Here is a 19,234-nt window from a genome sequence, read left to right as displayed (position 1 = left end):
GACCTCGGGCGGGGGCCCGTCCCCCCTGAACGGCGGGGTCGACGAGGGGGCTAGGTTAGAGACCAGCCGTGCGGTTTCGGTGATCGCCGTGCGCATGCGAGGCGCTGCACGCCGCGGTCGACGGCGCGCTGACAGCAGCCGGACGGGGTGGGGACCGCGTCCGGCAGAGCCATGAGGGGCGGGGGCCAGTGGTCAAGCAGGTACGCGCGGAACGGACCAGGAGCGCCGTGCTGGTCGCGGCGGCGAACACCTTCGCCGAGGTGGGCTTCGAGACCGCCAGCCTGGTCGGCATCAGCCGCAGGGCGGGCGTGAGCAAGGGCGCGCTCTACTTCCACTTCGTCTCCAAACAGGCCCTCGCGGACGGTGTGCGCGCCGCCGCCGGGCGGGAGATCGGCTCGGCCGCGCTGCGCGCCCTGCGCACCGAGGGCCGCCCGCTCCAGGGCCTGATCGACCTCTCGCACGAACTCGCCCGCATGCTGCGCGAGGACGTGGTGGTCCGGGCCGGCGTGCGGCTCGGCCGGTACGGGGCCGGCGACCAGGGGCTCTGCGCCGGGGCCGGGAGCACCCCGGCGGGCACCGACGCCACCTGGCGCAGCCTCACCGCCGTCGTCCACCGCCTGCTGGAGCGCGCCCACGACGCGGGGGAGCTGTGCCCCGAGGTGGACCGCCGCGCCGCTGCCGAACTGCTGACGGCCGTCGCCGCCGGACAGGTGCTGCTGTCCGGAGGCCGCCCGGAACGGCTCGGCCCGGACGGCGTGCGCCGGGTCTGGAAGGCCCTGCTGCCCGCCCTCGTCCCGGTCGAGCGCCTGGACTCCTACGACTACTGGCCGACCTGACCGACCTGACCGACCGACCTGACCGACGGTCCTGGCCGACCGACCTGACCGACCGGCCTGACCGACCGTCCTGGCCGACCGTTCTAGCCGTTCGTACGGTCGGCCACGCTCAGCCGGGCGAGCGCGTGCGGCTGGACGAGCCCGGGCAGCAGCAGCGTCCACATCGTGGTCATCCGCGGCACGAGGTCCCGCCGGTCGGTGAGCACCTGGGAGCTGAGCTGGATGCCGGTGACGGCCCCGGTGATCACCCCGGCGGCCGCCGCCGGCTCGATGCCCGGGTGGAGGTCGCCCTCGGCCGCGGCCTGCCCCAGCAGCTCGGCCACCAGGTCCATCCAGCCCTGGTAGGCCGCGCGCTGCGGCTGGGTGAAGCTGCCGTGCTCGATGGTGAGCCGGATGCTGCCGCGCACCAGCGCGTCCTCCTGGAGGGCGTGCGCGAAGGCGTACCCGAGGTCGATCAGCTTCTGTACCGGGGAGTCCGAGCGCGGCACCCAGGTGGCGATCCAGGCGCCCTGCCCCTCGATGACGGCGAGCGCCAGCTCCTCCTTGGAGCGGAAGTGGAAGTAGAGCGCGCCCTTGGTGACGCCGGCGCGCTCGAGGATCTCGGCCATCGTGGCGGCGGCGTAGCCCCGCTCGTCGAAGACCTCGGCCGCCGCCAGGAGTACCGCCTGGCGCGTCGCCAGCGCACGGGCCTGCCTGGCCATCGCAGCCTCCTGGTGGTTCTGGTGCCCTGGGGCGGGGCCGCGGTTCAGTCCGCTACGCATCCTACCGAGCCGGTTCCGCTTGTCGGGGCGGGTGGAACGCCCGGTGGGCGCCTTGTGCGTGGCGCCGGAACGCAGAGACGGCCGGTCACCGCGAAGGGTGACCGGCCGTCTCGAGGAGTGGGATCAGGCGGCCTGCTGCCAGCTGACGGGGGAGTAGTACGCCGGGCGGCGCTCCAGGCGCTGCCAGCTGGCGATCGGCTCGACCGGCGCGGCGGCCGCGGCCTGCTGCGCGACGGCCGCGCGGGCCGCCAGCACGGCGGTGAGGGCGGCCAGCTCCTCGTCGGAGAGGGAGCCGCGCACGATGCGGACGAGAGGTTCGGCGGAAGCGGTCATGGTCTGGTTTCTCCCCCGGTGGCAGTGGTGTGTGGTGGCACTCGGTACGGCACTCGGAACGGCCCGCGGCGCGAAGCGCCGTGCTACATCGGCGGGTTGCCGTGCTTGCGGCTGGGCAGGTCGGCGTGCTTGGTGCGGAGCATCGCGAGGGCGGAGGCGATCACCTGGCGGGTCTCGGCGGGGTCGATGACGTCGTCCACGAGGCCGCGCTCGGCCGCGTAGTACGGGTGCATCAGCTCGCTCTTGTACTCCTTGATCTTCTGGGCCCGCATGGCTTCCGGGTCCTCGGCGCCGTTGATCTCGCGGCGGAAGATCACGTTGGCCGCGCCCTCGGCGCCCATGACGGCGATCTCGTTGGTCGGCCACGCGTAGGAGAGGTCGGCGCCGATCGAGCGGGAGTCCATCACGATGTACGCGCCGCCGTACGCCTTGCGCAGGATCAGCGAGATCCGCGGCACCGTGGCGTTGCAGTACGCGTACAGCAGCTTGGCGCCGTGGCGGATGATGCCGCCGTGCTCCTGGTCGACGCCGGGCAGGAAGCCGGGCACGTCCAGCAGCGTGACGATCGGGATGTTGAAGGCGTCGCACATCTGGACGAAGCGCGCGGCCTTCTCGGAGGCGTTGATGTCGAGCACGCCGGCCAGCGACTGCGGCTGGTTGGCGATGATGCCGGTGACGTGGCCGTCGACGCGGGCCAGCACGCACAGCACGTTGGTGGCCCAGCGCTCGTGGACCTCGAGGAACTCGCCGTGGTCGACGATCTCCTCGATCACCTTGCGCATGTCGTACGGGCGGTTGCCGTCGGCCGGCACCAGGTCCAGCAGGCTGTCGTTGCGGCGCTCGACCGGGTCGTCGGAGACGACGGAGGGCGGCATCTCGCGGTTGTTCTGCGGCAGCAGCGACAGGAGGAAGCGGACCTCCTCGATGCAGGACTGCTCGTCGTCGTAGACGAAGTGCGAGACGCCCGAGACGCCGGCGTGCACGTCGGCGCCGCCGAGGCCGTTCTGGGTGATCTTCTCGCCGGTCACGGCCTGGACGACGTCCGGGCCGGTGATGAACATCTGCGAGGTCTCGCGGACCATGAAGACGAAGTCGGTCAGCGCGGGCGAGTAGGCGGCGCCGCCGGCGCACGGGCCGAGCATCACGGAGATCTGCGGGATGACGCCGGACGCCTTGGTGTTGCGCTGGAAGATGCCGCCGTACCCGGCGAGCGCGGTGACGCCCTCCTGGATGCGGGCGCCGGCGCCGTCGTTGAGGCTGACCAGCGGGGCACCGGCCGCGATGGCCATGTCCATGATCTTGTGGATCTTCTGCGCGTGGGCCTCGCCGAGCGCTCCGCCGAAGATGCGGAAGTCGTGGGCGTAGGTGAAGACGGTCCGGCCGTGGACGGTGCCCCAGCCGACGATCACACCGTCGGTGTGCGGCTTCTTGGCCTCCAGGCCGAAGCCCTGGGCGCGGTGGCGGCGCAGCGGCTCGACCTCGTGGAAGGAGCCCTCGTCCAGCAGCAGCTCGATGCGCTCGCGGGCGGTCAGCTTGCCCTTGGCGTGCTGGGCCTCGGTGGCCTTGTCGCTGGGGCCGCGGAGCACCTTCTCGCGCAGCGCGTGCAGCTCGGCGACCCGCCCGCGCGCGTCGGCCGCGATCTCGGGGACCTCGTCGCCGACCGGTGCCTCATGCACAACCGTCATCTCGAACCACTCCAAGGGTGAGGGAACTGTCCGACAGCCAACGAATGCTGTGCCCCCGGCTGCGAATCACTTTCTTCACTTATGACTGTACGAGGGGCCGAGGGTCGGTTTCGGCGTCGATTCCGTACAAGGTCGGGTTCGTTTAGCTGTGGCCCCTGCACAGAAGCGGGCGCGGGGGGCCGTTCGCGCTCGGTGTCCGTTCGCGTACACGGGGTTGGCGCGGAGATGATGGTCCGATGATCTGAACATGAAGGAAAGCCCAGGTCAGCGAGGTCTGACGCGATGGCCGAAAGGGGCCGCAGAGCGCAGGTGGCCGATAGCCGGGAGTAGGCGCCCGGTCGCGGGCGATGCGGGCCGAAAGCCCTCCGATCGTAGGGAAGCGCCAAAAACGCCACAGCCCACCCGGAGGCGTCCGTGTGGGCTGTTGGAGGTAGATCAGGTCAGGTCGGAGGTGGATCGGGCCGGAGGTGGATCAGGTCGGGCCGCACCTCAGGGCTTGTGGCCGTCCTCCGGCTCGTCCTTGCCGCGCAGTTCCCGCTCGCGACGGCGCAGATCCGCCTCCCACTCCTTGAGCATCTCCTCGTGGTGCCGGTCGCTCTTCTTGAGGTCCTCGAGCGAGGCCAGGAACTCGGGGTCGTCGTCCGGCGCGACCTGTCGGCCCCCGCGCGGGGCCGGGTACGGGGAGTCGCCGGCCGTGGCGGGCGCGGTGCGTGCGAAGCCGCGCTGCTTGCCCGCGATCAGCCAGGCGATCGGGCCCAGCGGCGGGAAGAGCAGGACGATGAGCACCCAGACGACCTTGGGCAGGTGCTTGACCTCGTCCTCGGGCGTGGTCAGACAGTCGACGAACGCCCACACCCAGAGGGCGAGCGGAAGGATGATGGTCAGAAGAATCCGCAGCATGGCGGCGATCTCCCCCCGAGTGAAGGCGGCGGCGGCCGGGGCACCTCGACCGGGCCCCTTGACCGAGCCAGGCTATCGGGTGGCGGATACTGACAGGCATGGCATACGACGATCTCCGCTCCTTTCTGCGGGCCCTCGACCGCGAAGGCGACCTCAAGCGCATCAAGGCGGAGGTCGACCCCCACCTGGAGATCGGCGAGATCGTCGACCGGGTGCAGAAGGCCAAGGGCCCGGCCCTGCTCTTCGAGAACGTCAAGGGCTCGTCGATGCCGCTCGCGATGAACGTCTTCGGCACGGAACGCCGCCTCGCCAAGTCGCTCGGCCTCAAGGGCCCCGACGACATCTCCGAGAAGATCGCCGGTCTGCTCAAGCCCGAACTGCCCCAGGGCTTCACCGGTTTCCGCGACGCCTTCGGCAAGCTGGCCTCCATGACCCACGTGCCGCCGCGCAACGTGAAGGACGCGCCCGTGCAGGAGGTCGTCCTCACCGGTGACGACGTCAACCTCGACGAGCTGCCCGCCCTGTTCACCTGGCCGATGGACGGCGGCTCCTTCTTCAACCTGGGCCTCACCCACACCAAGCACCCCGACACCGGCATCCGCAACCTGGGCCTCTACCGCCTCCAGCGCCACGACCGCCGCACCATCGGCATGCACTGGCAGATCCACAAGGACAGCCGCAACCACTACGCCGTCGCCCAGAAGCGCGGCGAGCGCCTCCCCGTCGCCATCGCCTTCGGCTGCCCGCCCGCCGTCACCTACGCCGCCACCGCGCCGCTGCCCGGGGACATCGACGAGTACCTCTTCGCCGGCTTCATCGCGGGCGAGCGCGTGCGGATGGTCGACTGCAAGACCGTCCCGCTCCAGGTCCCGGCAGACGCCGAGGTCGTGATCGAGGGCTGGCTCGAGCCCGGCGAGATGCTCCCCGAGGGCCCCTTCGGCGACCACACCGGCTTCTACACCCCGCAGGAGCCCTTCCCCGCACTGAAGATCGACTGCGTGACGATGCGTCGCCGCCCGATCCTCCAGTCCATCGTCGTCGGCCGCCCGCCCACGGAGGACGGCCCGCTGGGCAAGTTCACCGAGCGCTTCTTCCTGCCGCTGCTCAAGATCATCATCCCGGACATCGTCGACTACGACCTGCCCGAGGCCGGCGGCTTCCACAACTGCGTGATCGTCTCGATCGACAAGAAGTACCCCAAGCACGCCCAGAAGACGATGCACGCCATCTGGGGCGCGCACATGATGTCGCTGACCAAGCTGATCATCGTGGTCGACTCCGACTGCGACGTGCACGACTACCAGGAAGTCGCCTGGCGGGCCTTCGGCAACGTCGACTACAGCCGCGACCTGACGGTCGTCGAAGGGCCGGTCGACCACCTCGACCACGCCTCGTACCAGCAGTTCTGGGGCGGCAAGGCGGGCATCGACGCCACGCGCAAGCTCCCGGAGGAGGGGTACACCCGGGACGGGGGCTGGCCGGAGATGGTGTCCTCGGACCCGGCCACGGCTGAGCTGGTGTCGCGTCGTTGGAAGGAATACGGGCTCTGATGAGTACGGCTGCTGTTGAGACCCCCGGGCGTACGAAAGCCTTCCTGCGCCTGGTGATGATCGAGCACTCGGTCTTCGCCCTGCCCTTCGCCTACATCGCGGCGCTGACGGCGATGTTCATGGCCGACAAGCGGGTGCACTGGGGCGAGTTGTTCATCGTCACCGTGTGCATGGTCGGGCTGCGCACCTTCGCCATGGCCGCCAACCGGATCATCGACCGTGAGCTCGACGCCCGGAACCCGAGGACGGCGGGGCGCGAACTCGTCACGGGCGCGGTCTCGTTGAAGACCGCGTACGTCGGCTCGGCGGTCGCGCTGGTGGTGTTCCTCGGCGCGGCGGCGATGCTCAACCCGCTGTGCCTGGTGCTCGCGCCGGTCGCGGTCGTGCCGATGGTCGTCTACCCGTACGGGAAGCGGTTCACCAACTTCCCGCAGGCGATCCTCGGGCTCGCGCAGTCGATAGGGCCGGTGGGCGCCTGGCTCGCGGTGACGGGCAGTTGGTCCTGGGACGCGGTCGTGCTGGGCGCGGCGGTCGGCATCTGGATCGGCGGCTTCGACCTGATCTACGCCTGCCAGGACGTCGAGTCCGACCGGGAACACGGCGTGCTGTCGGTGCCCGCGCGGTTCGGGGTGCCGGCGGCGATCTGGGGCGCGCGGGTCTGCCACGTCCTTACCACGCTGCTGTTGGGCTGGTTCGCGGTGCTGACCCACGCCGGGGTGGCATTCTGGCTCGGGCTGGCGGTCGTGGCGGGCGCATTCTGCTACGAGCACACCATCGTCAGGCCGAACGACCTTTCGAAGCTCAACCGGGCGTTCTTCCAGACGAACAGTTTTGTCGGGGTCTCGCTGTTCTTCTTCGCTTTGGTGGACCTGGTCGTTCGCGGCCTCGGAATCTGAGGTTTACAGCGTCACAGTTTGTAGCGACTTGCTGGCCGACAGTGCTTATCGTCGATCCCAACAACGGTTTCGTTGAAGGGAACTGGGCTCATGGCGAAGGTCTTCGACCCGACGGAAGCGGCGCGCAAGTACTACGGCGAGGAGTTGAGGCGGCTCCGCGAAGCGGCGGGGCTGACCCAGGAGGGGCTGGGCAAGCTGGTGTTCTGCACCGGCGCCTACATCTGCCAGATGGAGGCGGCGGTGCGGAAGCCGCAGAAGGACATGTCGGGGTACCTGGACAAGGCGCTCGACACGGATGGGCACTTCCAGCGGCTGTACGAGATGGTGCGTAAGTCGTCGCTGTACGAGGACTACTTCATCGATGTCGTCGAACTCCAGTCGATGGCGACGACGATCAGTGAGTTCTCGCCGCTCCTGGTGCCGGGGCTCCTGCAAACGGCGGACTACGCCCGTGCCTTGTTCGAGTCGTCCAAGCCGCTTCACAGTTCGGCGGAGATCGAGCAGTCGGTGGCCCTTCGAGTGGGTCGGTCCGAACTGCTCGACAGGACGAAGGCCCCGCAGTACTGGGCGGTCCTGGACGAGGCGGTCGTTCGTCGGCCGGTCGGAGGGGCGAAGGTGATGTGCCGCCAGCTGCGGCATCTGGCCAAGCTGATCCGTGACCGAAAGGTGATCATCCAGATTGTGCCGTTCATGGAGGGGGCGCATGCCTTGATGAACGGGTCGATCTGCCTCATGACGTTCGACGGCGCGCCGCCGACCGCCTACATCGAAGGCCCGAACACGGGTGCCCTGGTGGATGAACCGGCGCTGGTTGCGAAGTGCTCGCTGGACTACGATCTCGTCAGGGCCGCCGCGCTGTCGCCGGAGGCGACCCTGGCCCTGGTCGAATCGGCGGCGGAGGATTACGCGAATGCACCGAGAGCAGTGGCGTAAGAGCAGCTACAGCAGTGGCAACAACGACAACTGCATTGAGGTCGACGACCTTTGCCTCGGCTCGGTGCGTGACTCGAAGGACCCTGAGGGGCCGCGTCTTCGCTTCACTCCCGACGCCTGGCAGTCGTTCGTCACGGCCGTTGCCGGGGGAGAGTTCCCGGGTGTCTGAGCAGTGGCGTAAGAGTACCTACAGCGGCGGCAGCGACAACAACAACTGTGTTGAGGTCGACGACGCTCGGCCCGGCTCGGTCCGCGACTCCAAGGACCCCGAGGGGCCGCGTCTTCGCTTCTCTCCCGACGCCTGGCAGTCCTTCGTCACCGCCGTCCGCGACGGCGAGTTCGGTACCGCCTGACGATGCCTTACCCCGACTGGCGAAACGACCGGATCGGCACCGCGCTGCGCGGTGAGAACCCGACCGTCCTGCGGCGGCTGTCCGCCGGCTTCGCCGTCATCGGCGACGTTCAGTTCCTGCCCGGCTATTCGGTCCTCCTGACCGAACAGCCGGGCGCCGAACGTCTCACCGACCTTCCGCGCCCGCGCCGCCTCGCGTACCTCGCCGACCTCGACCGGCTCGCCGAGGCCGTCGAACTCGCCTGCCGGGCCGCCGACCCCGCGTTCCGCCGGGTCAACATCGAGATCCTGGGCAACAAGGACCCGTTCCTCCACGCCCACATCTGGCCCCGCTACGCCTGGGAGCCCACCCACCTCGTCCAGCGCCCCGTCTGGGACCACCCCCGCGAGAACTGGTCCGACCCCCACCACGCCCTCGGCCCCGCCCACGACCCACTCCGCGCCGCCATCACCGCCGAACTCGACGCCCTGGCCGCAGCCACATGAACTAGATGTACATCTGCTACATTTATGTCATGAGTGAACCTGTCGTTGAATCCATGGCCGAGGTGCGAAGCCACCTTGCGGACGTCATTGACCGGGCTCGTAGGGACGAGACTCCGACGATCATCACGCGGCGAGGCCGGCAGGAGGCCGTCGTGATCGACATCGAGGAGTACCGGCGCCTCAGTCGACTCGCCGATGAGGCCGAGGATGCCTGGCTCAGCAGTCTTGCCAAGGAAGCCGAGGCCGAAGGCCGTGAGGGCTCCGTCTCGCTCGAAGAGATGGCCGCGATTCTGCGCGCTCACCAGGGGTGACGAGTGGGCCACGTCACTCGCTTCACGCCTCATGGTCAGCGGGATCTGCTGAAGGTGCCCCGCACGGAAGCGCTGCGGATCATGTACCGCCTCACAGAGTTCCAGCGTGCGCTGGACAACGATGACACGACGCCGTTCGACATCAAGCCACTCCAGGGTCATCCGGGCCACTGGCGACTCAGGGTTGGTGACTATCGCGTGGTGTACACGATTGAGGACGGGCAGCTGGTCGTCTGGGTGGTCGCCGTGGGCAACCGCCGCGAGATCTACCGCAGGTACTGATGGGCGTGAAGCCATCACCGCCGAACTCGACGCCCTGGCATAGCCTTTACCACCTCTCCCACCTCAAGGAGTTGTGATGCAGGTAGCCGTGGTCACCTTCGACGGGTTCAACGAGCTCGACAGCTTCGTCGCCTCCGCCATCATCAACCGCTGCCGCAAGGACGGCCTGGAAGCCTTCATCACGACGCCCACCCCGGTCGTCACCTCGATGAACGGCGTCGAGGTGACCGGGCAGCGCACCCTCGACTTCCTCCCCGAAGCCGACGTCGTGCTGATCGGCAGCGGGGTGAAGACCCGCGACGTGGTCGCCGACGACCACCTGATCTCCCGACTGCCGCTCGACCCCTCGCGTCAGCTGGTCGGAGCGCAGTGCTCGGGCGCCCTGGTACTCGCCCGCCTCGGACTGCTGGACGACATGCCCGCCTGCACGGACATGACGAGCCGCCCTTTTGTCGAAGCACGCGGCGTCACCGTCCTGGACGCGCCGTTCCACGCCGAGGGCAACATCGCCACGGCGGGCGGCTGCCTCGCCTCCCAGTACCTCGCCGCCTGGGTCATCACCCGAACCGTCGGCGAGGAGGCCGCCCGCAGCGCCCTCGACTACGTCGCCCCGGTCGGCGAGAAGGAAGCCACCGTCGCACGCGCCCTGCACGCCATCCGCGCAGCCGCCGCCATCAGCTGACATCGAAGGCGACGTTCACGGAGCCGTCCCAGTCCGGCGCCTCCGTGAACGTGAGGCTCCCGTCCCCCGCCTCGACGACCCGCACCACGATCCCGCCGCGCTCCTCACCGGGAAACGCCAGCGCGAAGTGCGGATCCATCGCCATCAGAAACTCCCACCCCTCGCGCTGGCCCGCATCAAGCGCATCGACATGCCGCCCCACAGCCCCCCACTGCCCACCCGCGTCGACAGTGACATCGATCTCGATGTCGTACGCCCCGAGGCACGTCAAACGATTGGCCCACCACTCGAGCCGAGCCCGCCCCACGAACCGATCCATGATCCCAACTCTGCCCGAGAGCGGTGCGGCCCCCGACACCAACCCAACCTCACGGGCCAACACGGCACCTGCGGGCCGGTTCGAGCCGCCACCACCGGCCCGGACATTCGCCCACCCCACCCGCGCAGGAAGTCGGCCCGGCCGACTTCCTGTGCAGGTTAGGGCAGTGGAGTTTCGGGGTCCTCGGGGCGGGCCTTGCGCCACGGTGTTCCGTCGAGGTCGATGACCGGGCCGGGTTCGCCGTCGGCGGGCACCAGCCGCAGGCCGACCCACTCGCCTGCGGCGGGTTCGGGGGCGCCCAGCGCGGTGAGCACCGACCGGTCCCCGAGGTGGCCGGCGGCCACCAGGATGCCTTCGCGGCGGAGCACGGGCAGAGCCTCGCGCAGGCGCCGCAGGGGATCCGGTGTGCGGCACACGGTGGCCAGGTCGCCCCGGGTCAGCCGCTTGCCCTGCGCGCGCCGGAACAGTTCGGTCAGGCGCTGAGCCCCGGTGCGCTGCCCGAGGACGGCCTCCCGGTCGTCTTCGGAGAGTTGCCGCAGGACCCCGGTGCGGAGGTTCCCGTCCAGCCGGATCCAGCGGATCGCCTCGCGGCCCTGGCGGGTGAGCGCGGACCTGCCGCCCCGGTTGACTGATTGCCTCAGGTACTCGGGCCGGACCCGGACGACGCCGTAGCTGTACTTTCCAGTGCGCTCGTTCGCTTGGGCGACGACACAGAGCTCCCCCACGAGCTCGGGCCAGAAGGCCCAGGTGCCGCCGAGTGTCCACCTCAGGTCGAACTCGATCCCGTTCAGGGCGAGGTCGAGGTGTGCGGTGCCCTCCGTCAGCCCGAACTCCCCTTGCATCAGCCGCTCGACGGTCGAGCTGAAGACCAGCTTCTCGGCCGCACTCAACTGGGCCAGCTCGTAGCGGCCGGTCCGGCCGCCGTCCAGCAGGTACTCGCCGGCGCTCTCGATCACTCCGGCCATTCGTGCGCCCGTCGGGTCCCGTCGGGTCAGTTCCCGGACCAGTTCTTCGAGTTCCGGGTCTTCGGCGTTCGGAGTCTCGAAGGCGGGCTCGGCGCCGTCCGCCTCGTCGGGTGCCGAGGTCTCCGGTTCCTGGTCCCAGGCGGATGCGGTCACCCAGTCGCGCAGCCACGCGGTTTCGGCCCGGGCGGCCTGTGCCTCGGCCAGGGCCTCGTCACTGCTCGCGGAGATGTACTGGATCCGTTCGAGGATCTCGCCGAGCACGTCGTCCCCGGTCACCGCTCCGCCGTCGCCTCCCGGGGCCAGCGCGGCGAGCAACCGCCTGGTCGCAGCCACCTCGGCCGCCAGGTGCAGGTTCTCCTGCTGCTTCTTCTGCAGTTCCGTCCGCAGGCGCTTGATCTCGGCGTTCGCCTGGTCGCCCTTCGGTTCCGGGTCCGTCCCGCCTCGGCTGCCGGCCATCTCCTCGCGGGCGAGGGCGTAGAACTCCCGCACCCGCTCCCGGGCGGCCTGCCGGTCGCCCCGGGTCGCGTGAACGCAGACATCGGCCACCGCCTCCGCCAGGCGCGGCTTCGCGTGCAGGTTCGTCCCGCGCAGCAGCCGGTGCAGCGTCTGTTCCGCGGGCGGGTCCGCCGGCTCGTCGCGCATGGCCTCGACGAGCCGGACGCGGAGTTCCGCCACGTTCAGGCCGGCGCTGTCGCGCAGGTCGCGCAGGTGGTGGACGAGCAGGTCCATCGAGGGGCAGGCCCCGAGCGGGGGGGCCTGGCGGCGCCCGCTGCGAATCCGCTCCGATGCCACCAACCCTCCAAGATCTCTCAGCAGTACAAGCATTTTATCTGAGAGAACGTGGGAGAACGGCGAACCGCCCACCCCCTCGTGCAACGGTTGGGGCCGAGTCCTACGAAAGGTGCAGCATGACCCAACGCCGCACGCTGATCGACCTGGTGGCCTTCCTCGCCGTGCTGGCGACCGGGATCATCCTGGTCGCACTGGAGGCCCCGGGGACGACGGTCGTCATGGTGGCCGGCGCGCTCTCCACCCTCTACGCCGCGTGGACGGTGGGCAGCCGACGGCAGCACGATGCCGACAAGCCGGAACTACGCAAGTAGTGCCACTACTTGCGTAGTTTCCGCCTCAGCCCTGGGAAACGACGCGATCCCGGACGTACACCAGGCCCGGGCCGCCGAAGAAGGTGTCCTCGCGCAGCGGCCGGAAGCCGAGGCGGCGGGCGACGGCGACGGAGCCGGTGTTGGCGGCGCGGATGAGGGCGATGAGGCGCGGCAGGTCGAGTGACTCGTCGGCCCAGGCGAGGAGGGCCTGCGCCGCCTCGGTGGCGTAGCCGTGGCCCCAGTGCTCGGCGGCCAGGGTCCAGCCGGCCTCGGGCTCCCCGAACGGCTCGTACCAGGTGATCCCGCAGCGGCCCACCGCCTCGCCGGTCGCTCGCGACTCGACCGCGAACAGCCCGTACCCGCGCTGCGCCCAGGACTCCTCGATCGCGCGCAGCCGGGCGGTGGCGGTCTCGGCCGTGTAGTCGCCGACGAACTCGTTGACCCGCGCGTCGGCGTGCAGCCGTACCCACCAGTCCGTGTCGGCGACGGTCAGCGGCCGCAATCGCAGTCGCTCGGTGAGAAGTTGCACAGTGTCGTCCTGTCCTCGGTTCGATCTCGACAGCGGTAATACGATCACCGACATGATCACTCGTAGGGAAGACGGTTTCGAGATCGACACCGACCTCGACCGGATCGACATCGACCTCGTCCACCACTGGCTCTCCACCGACGCGTACTGGGCCCTCGGCCGCAGCCGGGAGACGGTCGACCGGGCCGCCCGGGCCTCGCTGAACTTCGGGGTGTACGCGCCGGACGGGCAGCAGGTCGGGTACGCGCGGGTGGTCACCGACTTCGCGACCTTCGCCTGGCTCTGCGACGTCTACGTCCACCCCGGGCAGCGCGGCAAGGGCCTCGGCACCTGGGTGGCCACGGCCGTGCGCGACCACCTCGCCCCGTACGAGCTGCGGCGCATCCTCCTCGTCACCCAGGACGCGCACGGCGTGTACGAGAAGGCGGGCTTCGCGCCGTACCCGACGCCGGAGCGGGTCATGGTCCTCTGAGCGGGAGGCGCGCGCCGACACGGGCGAGCGTTCGATTGCTGTGCGTGAACGATGCACAGATGATGTGACGCACCGTCAGAACGAACCGTGTACGGAAAGGGCTCTGCCCATGCCACCCTCCCTCACCCCCGCTGTCCTCGCCGAGCTCCGCCGGCCCCGGCCCTACCCGGCGGTGTCGATCCTGATGCCCACCCACCGCCGGGAGCCGGACAACGCGCAGGACCCGATCCGGCTGCGCAACCTGGTCGCCGAGGCGAAGGAGAGGCTCCAGGCGGACCCCGAGGTCTCCCGCGCCGACCGGATCGACGTGGTGGCGCAGCTCGACCGGGCGCTCACCGAGGTCGACCTCGTGCACTGCGAGGACGGCCTGGCGATCTTCGCCGCCCCCGGGGAGCACCAGGTGTGGACCTTCGACCGTCCGGCCCCCGCCCGGGTGGTGCTGTCCGACACCTTCCTCACCCGGAACCTGGTGGCCGCCCACACCGCCCAGCCCCCGTCCTGGGTGCTCGCGGTCGCCGCCGACCGGGTGGTGCTGTGGGGCGCCGACCGCGAGCGGGCCGTCGAGGACGACGACCACGGCTTCCCGCTGGAGCGCGTCTTCGACAACCCCGACCCCGAGCGGATGGAACGCACCGGCGGCACCCCCAGCACCTTCCGCGAGGAGGGCACCCGGACCTTCCTGCGCCAGGCCGACACCGAGATGGGCAAGGTCCTCGCCGCCGACCCCCGCCCGCTGTACGTCGTCGGCGAGGCCCCCGCGCTCGCCCTCCTGGACGCCGTCGGCACCATCGCCGAGAAGGCCACCGCCCAGATCCCGCACGGCGGCCTCGCCGGCGCCGACGTCGAAACCGTCCACCGGGTCGTCGCCCCCGCCGTCCGCGCCCGCGCGGAACAGCAGATCGCCGACACCCTCGCCCGCCTCGACAAGGCCCGGGGCCGCCACGAGTTCGCCGCCGGCCTGGACGAGGTCTGGCAGGCCGCGGGCGGCGGCCGGGTCGGCCTGCTCGCGGTCGAGGAGAACTACCGCCGCACCGTCCGCGACGACGGCGAACACCTCGTCGACGCGGAGGCCGACGAGCCGGGCGCGCGCGAGGACATCGTCGACGAGGTCATCGAGCGGGGCCTCGACACGCACGCGGAGATCGTCTTCGTCCCGGACGACACCCTCGCCGACTCCGGGCGGATCGCCGCCGTCCTGCGGTACTGACCTCCTCCGGTTCCGCCTGCCGGAGCACTGGCTCCGGCAGGCGGAACTCGGCGGCTGGGCTGGGGGTTTGGCGGCCTTTGGTGGTTTCGGGAGAATCGAGGCCACGAAGGGGAGGGCACATGTCCGGTAGCGACGAGGACGACCGGTGGATGGACCTGGCGGACGCGGTCGACCAGCTGAGACTGCAGATCGCCACAGCCCAGCGCCGCATGGAGGAGAACCCGGACCGGGGCGTCCGGTTCGAGATGGGGGAGATCACCCTCGAACTCGGCCTCGAACTCACCCGCACCAAAGGGGTGGACGGCGGGCTCAAGTGGAGCGTCGTCAGCCTCGGGGGCAAGAAGGAGAACGGGGCGAAGAGCACCCACAAGCTGACGGTGAAGCTCAACCCGCACAAGCCCGGCGGCGGCGCCATCGACATCAGCGACGAGGAGTAGGGGCCGGGGGCGTTGGAGTTCGATCGCCGGGTGCAGATCCGGACGGACGGGGGGAAGCGCTTCGGATCGGGGTACCTGGTCGCGCCGACGAGGGAAGCCGTCGACCCTAAGTCATTCCTGCTCGGATGGCCACGGCGTCGGCACCGAGCCCTCGCGAAGCGGCCGAAGCTCTAAAACCTCGCGCGGCAAAGGGAATTATCCGGTGGGCCGTGCCGTTCACCCGGAGCCCCCCAAGCCGCCGACCCTGGGAGCATCGTGCCCGAAACCATGCACGCCACCACCTCCACCCTCCTCCCCAACCTTCCGGCTCTGAGCGCGCAGGCCGAGCGACTCATCGAGCTGGGAGTGCACGAAGTGGCCGGGCTCTCCGCCGCCGAACTCCGGGCCTTCGCCGAGGCCAACGCCAGCGCCGAGGGTGCGCTGCTCGCCGTGCACCCTGACCGAGCCCCGGCCTCCGCCCTCGCTCCTCTCCTCAGCTCCGGTGGCAAGCCGGGCTTCGTCGTCGTCGACATGCCCGATGTCGACCTCTTCGCCCCCATCGACACGATCACCCTCCCTTCCACCCCCCTCTACCTCCTCACCGACGTCGACCGTGGCGACCACATGGCCAACTGGAGCCCCGACGAAGCGCTTCCCGCCCTCACCGCCGATTCCCGTACCCCGCTGCTGCTCACCGAGGGCATCCACTGGGCCCTGCAACAGCCTGCCGCCCTGGAGCGCAACCACTGCTACATGACCATCGGCTCCCGCCTCCGCAAGGCCAACGGCGCCCTGGACGCCCGAACCCCCGCGCTCTGGTTCAGCAACGGCACCGGCCGCGACGGTCGTGAGCGCCGTAACGCGCCGAAGGTCGGCTGGTGCTGGGCGGGCAACCGGCACACCTGGCTGAGCTTCGCCTCCGCGACCGACCGCCGGGGCCAGGCCGCCGCCGCCCTGTAGCGAGCCGTAGCCGAACGGGGCGTCAACTGCCCAAGCGCAGTTGACGCCCCGCCCCACCCGGTCAGACAAGGGCCGCGACGAGCAGCGCGAAGGCCGCGACGAGGACGGCGACGCGGCCGTAGTGGTACCGGTCCCAGCGGTCGCTCTGCTCCCGCCAGTCCGCAGGGCGGTTCTCGGGGGTCCAGGTCTTGCTGCGGTTGTTGATCGGGACGAGCAGCGCGACCGACATGACCACGCTGAGGACCAGCAGCCCGCCGGAGGCGACGGCCAGGCCCGTACCGACGTGGTCCCGTCCGGCGACGGCGCAGATCGCGACGAGGACGAGCGAGCCGATGTACCAGAACGGCATCACCGCGCCGAGCATCCGGCCGCCGTGGGCGCGGCCGAGCTGGTAGCTGTCGTCGGGCAGGGCGCGGAGGATCGGGTTGATGACGAAGGCGACGGCGAACTCCACCCCCACCAGCATGCCGACGACCACCGTGGTGAAGACCTCGAGTGCGTTGAGCATGGTGACCCCCTGGGTCGTATCTAGCGCTGCTAGCTGACGATGCAACGCTAGTACTACTGCCGCTCCCTTGTCTAGCGATGCTAGAATCGAATCATGTCGGTACAGGAACGCAAGGAGCGCGACCGGGCGGTTCGCGAGCGGCTCATCGTGGCCACGGCCCGCGAACTCGCCGAGCGGCAGGGCTGGGACGCGGTCACCACCCGCCGGCTCGCCGAGCGCATCGAGTACAGCCAGCCCGTCCTCTACAGCCACTTCCGGGGCAAGCGCGAGATCATCGGCGCCGTCGCCCTCGAAGGCGCGGCCGAGATGGCCCTGGCGCTGCGGGGCGCGTCGGCCGCGGCGGACGGCCCCCGCGGGCGGGTCGCCGCACTCGCCCGCGCCTACCTCGACTTCGCCGAGCGCAACCCGGCGGTCTACGACGCCATGTTCCAGCTCGACGGCGGACTGGCCTTCGCGCAGGAGGACACCCCGGAGCCGCTGAAGGACGCCTTCGCCGCGCTGCTGGAGAGCCTCGGCGAGGTCGCCGGGGAGGGTGTCCATCCGGGGCTGTTCACCGAGACGTTCTGGGCGGCCCTGCACGGACTGGCCACCCTGACCAGGGCGGGACGGCTTCCCCGGGAGGACGCCGAGCAGCGGGTGGAGCTGCTGGTGGACCGGCTCGCCGTGGTCAGTGCGCCTGGCCGCTGAGCGTGGGCGGCTGCCAGTCGTACGTCGGCGCCGAGCGGTTGAGCAGGAAGCGGGCCGGGAGGAGGCCCGCCAGGGCGAGGGCGGTGTCGCGGGCGAGGACGGCGGCGGGGGAGCGGAGGGCGACGAGGGCGCCGATGCGGTGGGACCCGGCGACGATGCCGGTGGTGCGGGGGAGGCGTGCGGCGGTGTAGGCGGCGAGGTCGCCGCCCTGGGTGAGGGTGGCGGCCAGGACGAGGGCGTCCTCGACGGCCTGGCAGGCGCCCTGGCCCTGGAAGGGGGCCATCGCGTGGGCGGCGTCGCCGAGGAGGGCGACGCGGCCCCGGTGGTGGGCGGGCAGCGGGTCGGTGAGGGCCCAGACGTCGTGGCGCAGGATCCGCGCCGGGTCGCCGGCGTGCAGCAGTTCGGGCAGCGGGGCGCACCAGTCGCCGTACAGGCGCAGCAGTTCGGCGTGCTCGTCGGCCGCTCGGGTTCCGGCGGGGGCGAGGGCGGCGCCGTAGACGTACACCCGGTCGCCGGCGAGCGGGACGATTCCGGCGAGGCGGCCGCGGCCCCAGATCTCGCCCGCCGCCGAGGGGCGCCTGCCGGGGGTGTCGATGACGGTGCGCCAGGTCGTGAAGCCGGAGTAGCGCGGTCCGGGGTGCTGGGGGAAGAGCGCGGCGCGGGTCGCGGAGCGGATGCCGTCGGCGGCGACGACCAGGTCGGCGGTGACCTCGCCCTCCTCGGTGCGGACGACGGCCGGGTGGCCCTCGTCACCCGGTGTGACGAGCGTGGCGGGGGAGCCCGTACGGACGGTTCCGGTGGGCAGCGCGTTGACGAGGGCGTCGATGACGTCGGCCCGAGCGACGGCGGCGATCGGGTCGCCGAAGTGCTTCTCGACGGCGGAGGTGTCGGTCCGGGCGAGCCAGCGGCCGGAGGGTCGGCGGACGCCGAGGGCGGGGTGGGGCGTGGCGAGGGCGCGCAGGCGGGCGCCCACGCCGAGGCGGTCGAGCGCGCGCAGGGCGTTGGGGGCGAGGGCGAGGCCGGCGCCGACGGGCTCGAGGGAGGCGGCGCGTTCGTGGACGGTCACCGGGATGCCCTGCCGGTGGAGGGCCAGGGCGGCGGTGAGGCCGCCGATTCCGCCGCCGATGACGATTGCGCGATCGATCTTCCCGTGACTCATGGGACGAGCTCCTCACTACACCTGTAGTTCCTGCTGTCGTCACGGTACTACACCTGTAGTTCCCTCTCGCCCCGACCCGTGGCACTACCGCAGTAGTGGCACTACTGCGGTAGTGCCACTACTTCCGTCGTGCTCCTGCCCGAGAAGCGAGTTGGGTTCGGCCCGGCGGACCGGCCATGATCGGACGCATGACACCGTCGCTCAAGGCCCCGCGCCAGACCCCGCGTCCGACCCTGATCGCCGACGCCGCCATCGCCCTGATCGCGGAACGCGGCCTGCGCGGGCTCACCCACCGCGCGGTGGACGAGTCGGTCGGCCTGCCCGCCGGTTCGACGTCCAACCGCGCCCGGACCAGGGTCGCGCTGCTCGAACTCGCCCTGACCCGGATCGCCGAGCTGGAGTCGGTCGGCTTCGGCGTGCCGACCATGGTCGAGGGTTCGCCTCGCGACCTGCTCACCCAGGGCGTGGCCGACGGCCTGCACCAGGCCATGAACGACGGACGCGCCCTCGCCGTCGCGCGCATCGAACTCGCCCTGGAGGCCGCCCGCCGGCCCGAACTGCGGGAGGTCTACGACCGGCTGGGCGCGCGCTTCCTCGACCTCGCGACCTTCCTCCTCACCCGCTGCGGCTCGCCCGAGCCCGAGGAGGACGCCCGCCGCCTGGTCCGCTGGTGCGACGGCATGGTCTTCAACGCGGTGGTCGGCAGCGGCCACAGCCACCCGCAGACCGCCGTCGAACTCCACGAGGAGGTGACCCGCTACCTGGACGCCCTGCTCGGCCCGGCTTCCTGAGGTCCGAATGTCCTACCGCCGGCGATGTCGAGATCCCGTCGGCGGCTCCGTCCTCCCGGGGAAGGGCGCTCCCGGGGGGTACCGGCGGGCGCCGCAGCGGAGTGCGGAGAG

Annotated in this window: 26 protein-coding genes; 17 read left to right on the top strand and 9 right to left on the bottom strand. The window is 70.7% G+C overall.

What is annotated here, in order from left to right; all coding sequences use genetic code 11:
• The first annotated feature begins 188 nt into the window (after positions 1-188).
• Positions 189-836, top strand: coding sequence for a ScbR family autoregulator-binding transcription factor (locus IH61_RS0101145; RefSeq protein ID WP_051836060.1), 648 nt, complete (start codon positions 189-191; stop codon positions 834-836).
• A gap of 83 nt (positions 837-919) precedes the next feature.
• On the opposite strand, the gene IH61_RS0101140 is transcribed toward IH61_RS0101145, so the two are convergent.
• The 4 genes from IH61_RS0101140 to IH61_RS0101125 all read right to left on the bottom strand — a co-directional run bounded on the left by IH61_RS0101140 (position 920) and on the right by IH61_RS0101125 (position 4,515).
• Complete coding sequence (locus IH61_RS0101140; RefSeq protein ID WP_031063435.1) at positions 920-1,537, bottom strand: ScbR family autoregulator-binding transcription factor; 618 nt, start codon at positions 1,535-1,537, stop codon at positions 920-922.
• Positions 1,538-1,720: 183 nt separating this feature from the next.
• Positions 1,721-1,930, bottom strand: a complete 210-nt coding sequence (locus IH61_RS0101135) for an acyl-CoA carboxylase epsilon subunit (RefSeq protein WP_031063432.1) — start codon at positions 1,928-1,930, stop codon at positions 1,721-1,723.
• An 83-nt stretch (positions 1,931-2,013) separates the two neighbouring features.
• The gene (locus tag IH61_RS0101130) at positions 2,014-3,615 is read right to left on the bottom strand and encodes an acyl-CoA carboxylase subunit beta (RefSeq protein WP_031063429.1); all 1,602 of its coding nucleotides are present in this window, start codon (positions 3,613-3,615) and stop codon (positions 2,014-2,016) included.
• Positions 3,616-4,104: 489 nt separating this feature from the next.
• Positions 4,105-4,515, bottom strand: coding sequence for a PLD nuclease N-terminal domain-containing protein (locus IH61_RS0101125; protein ID WP_031063427.1), 411 nt, complete (start codon positions 4,513-4,515; stop codon positions 4,105-4,107).
• Between the two features lie 98 nt (positions 4,516-4,613).
• On the opposite strand from IH61_RS0101125, the gene IH61_RS0101120 reads away from it, so the two are divergent.
• From IH61_RS0101120 to IH61_RS0101085, 9 genes are all read left to right on the top strand, one after another.
• The gene (locus IH61_RS0101120) at positions 4,614-6,065 is read left to right on the top strand and encodes a menaquinone biosynthesis decarboxylase (RefSeq protein WP_031063424.1); all 1,452 of its coding nucleotides are present in this window, start codon (positions 4,614-4,616) and stop codon (positions 6,063-6,065) included.
• The gene (gene mqnP, locus IH61_RS0101115) at positions 6,065-6,961 is read left to right on the top strand and encodes a menaquinone biosynthesis prenyltransferase MqnP (RefSeq protein ID WP_031063421.1); all 897 of its coding nucleotides are present in this window, start codon (positions 6,065-6,067) and stop codon (positions 6,959-6,961) included. The genes IH61_RS0101120 and mqnP overlap by 1 nt, the downstream gene beginning before the upstream one ends.
• 90 nt (positions 6,962-7,051) lie before the next feature.
• Positions 7,052-7,894, top strand: a complete 843-nt coding sequence (locus IH61_RS0101110) for a helix-turn-helix domain-containing protein (protein ID WP_031063418.1) — start codon at positions 7,052-7,054, stop codon at positions 7,892-7,894.
• Positions 7,872-8,063 (top strand): DUF397 domain-containing protein, encoded by a 192-nt coding sequence (locus IH61_RS44080; protein ID WP_078910734.1) that lies wholly within the window; start codon positions 7,872-7,874, stop codon positions 8,061-8,063. The genes IH61_RS0101110 and IH61_RS44080 overlap by 23 nt, the downstream gene beginning before the upstream one ends.
• Positions 8,056-8,247: a DUF397 domain-containing protein gene (locus tag IH61_RS0101105; protein ID WP_031063415.1), complete on the top strand. Its 192-nt coding sequence runs from the start codon at positions 8,056-8,058 to the stop codon at positions 8,245-8,247. Before IH61_RS44080 ends, IH61_RS0101105 begins: the two co-directional genes overlap by 8 nt.
• Positions 8,248-8,249: 2 nt before the next feature.
• Positions 8,250-8,732, top strand: a complete 483-nt coding sequence (locus tag IH61_RS0101100; RefSeq protein ID WP_031063412.1) for a diadenosine tetraphosphate hydrolase — start codon at positions 8,250-8,252, stop codon at positions 8,730-8,732.
• Positions 8,733-8,761: 29 nt separating this feature from the next.
• Complete coding sequence (locus tag IH61_RS0101095) at positions 8,762-9,043, top strand: type II toxin-antitoxin system Phd/YefM family antitoxin (protein ID WP_037971283.1); 282 nt, start codon at positions 8,762-8,764, stop codon at positions 9,041-9,043.
• Between the two features lie 3 nt (positions 9,044-9,046).
• Positions 9,047-9,325 carry a type II toxin-antitoxin system RelE family toxin gene (locus tag IH61_RS0101090; RefSeq protein WP_031063407.1) on the top strand — a complete coding sequence of 93 codons (279 nt, stop codon included), beginning with the start codon at positions 9,047-9,049 and terminating at the stop codon, positions 9,323-9,325.
• A 76-nt stretch (positions 9,326-9,401) separates the two neighbouring features.
• Positions 9,402-10,007 (top strand): DJ-1/PfpI family protein, encoded by a 606-nt coding sequence (locus IH61_RS0101085; RefSeq protein ID WP_031063404.1) that lies wholly within the window; start codon positions 9,402-9,404, stop codon positions 10,005-10,007.
• Here the strand turns inward: IH61_RS0101085 and IH61_RS0101080 are convergent.
• Positions 10,000-10,326 (bottom strand): hypothetical protein, encoded by a 327-nt coding sequence (locus IH61_RS0101080; RefSeq protein ID WP_037971280.1) that lies wholly within the window; start codon positions 10,324-10,326, stop codon positions 10,000-10,002. The two genes, IH61_RS0101085 and IH61_RS0101080, sit on opposite strands and share 8 nt — an antisense overlap.
• A gap of 158 nt (positions 10,327-10,484) precedes the next feature.
• Complete coding sequence (locus tag IH61_RS0101075) at positions 10,485-12,083, bottom strand: NaeI family type II restriction endonuclease (protein WP_031063398.1); 1,599 nt, start codon at positions 12,081-12,083, stop codon at positions 10,485-10,487.
• A 116-nt stretch (positions 12,084-12,199) separates the two neighbouring features.
• Here IH61_RS0101075 and IH61_RS0101070 point away from each other — a divergent pair, with 116 nt between their 5' ends.
• A complete protein-coding gene (locus IH61_RS0101070) occupies positions 12,200-12,394 on the top strand; it encodes a hypothetical protein (protein ID WP_031063395.1) in 195 nt (64 codons plus the stop codon).
• 25 nt (positions 12,395-12,419) lie between these two features.
• Here IH61_RS0101070 and IH61_RS0101065 read toward each other — a convergent pair whose 3' ends face one another.
• A complete protein-coding gene (locus IH61_RS0101065; protein WP_037971210.1) occupies positions 12,420-12,923 on the bottom strand; it encodes a GNAT family N-acetyltransferase in 504 nt (167 codons plus the stop codon).
• Positions 12,924-12,975: 52 nt separating this feature from the next.
• Between IH61_RS0101065 and IH61_RS0101060 the strand changes: the two genes are divergently transcribed.
• From IH61_RS0101060 to IH61_RS0101045, 4 genes are all read left to right on the top strand, one after another.
• Complete coding sequence (locus tag IH61_RS0101060) at positions 12,976-13,395, top strand: GNAT family N-acetyltransferase (protein WP_031063390.1); 420 nt, start codon at positions 12,976-12,978, stop codon at positions 13,393-13,395.
• Positions 13,396-13,504: 109 nt separating this feature from the next.
• Positions 13,505-14,602, top strand: coding sequence for a hypothetical protein (locus IH61_RS0101055; protein ID WP_031063389.1), 1,098 nt, complete (start codon positions 13,505-13,507; stop codon positions 14,600-14,602).
• 119 nt (positions 14,603-14,721) lie between these two features.
• Complete coding sequence (locus tag IH61_RS0101050; RefSeq protein ID WP_031063386.1) at positions 14,722-15,039, top strand: trypco2 family protein; 318 nt, start codon at positions 14,722-14,724, stop codon at positions 15,037-15,039.
• Between the two features lie 267 nt (positions 15,040-15,306).
• Positions 15,307-15,978: a DUF5701 family protein gene (locus IH61_RS0101045; protein WP_107057001.1), complete on the top strand. Its 672-nt coding sequence runs from the start codon at positions 15,307-15,309 to the stop codon at positions 15,976-15,978.
• Between the two features lie 61 nt (positions 15,979-16,039).
• Here IH61_RS0101045 and IH61_RS0101040 read toward each other — a convergent pair whose 3' ends face one another.
• Positions 16,040-16,486, bottom strand: a complete 447-nt coding sequence (locus IH61_RS0101040; protein WP_031063378.1) for a DUF1772 domain-containing protein — start codon at positions 16,484-16,486, stop codon at positions 16,040-16,042.
• A gap of 93 nt (positions 16,487-16,579) precedes the next feature.
• On the opposite strand from IH61_RS0101040, the gene IH61_RS0101035 reads away from it, so the two are divergent.
• Positions 16,580-17,173: a TetR/AcrR family transcriptional regulator gene (locus IH61_RS0101035; protein ID WP_031063376.1), complete on the top strand. Its 594-nt coding sequence runs from the start codon at positions 16,580-16,582 to the stop codon at positions 17,171-17,173.
• Here IH61_RS0101035 and IH61_RS0101030 read toward each other — a convergent pair.
• On the bottom strand, positions 17,154-18,332 hold the full coding sequence (locus tag IH61_RS0101030) for an FAD-dependent monooxygenase (protein WP_051836057.1): 1,179 nt from the start codon (positions 18,330-18,332) through the stop codon (positions 17,154-17,156). The two genes, IH61_RS0101035 and IH61_RS0101030, sit on opposite strands and share 20 nt — an antisense overlap.
• 188 nt (positions 18,333-18,520) lie before the next feature.
• Between IH61_RS0101030 and IH61_RS0101025 the strand changes: the two genes are divergently transcribed.
• Positions 18,521-19,123 carry a TetR/AcrR family transcriptional regulator gene (locus tag IH61_RS0101025; RefSeq protein ID WP_037971207.1) on the top strand — a complete coding sequence of 201 codons (603 nt, stop codon included), beginning with the start codon at positions 18,521-18,523 and terminating at the stop codon, positions 19,121-19,123.
• Positions 19,124-19,234: the final 111 nt, after the last annotated feature.

This window comes from Streptomyces sp. NRRL WC-3742 (assembly GCF_000720635.1).
Lineage (GTDB): Bacteria > Actinomycetota > Actinomycetes > Streptomycetales > Streptomycetaceae > Kitasatospora.
This window is presented reverse-complemented; position numbering and strand designations above follow the sequence as displayed.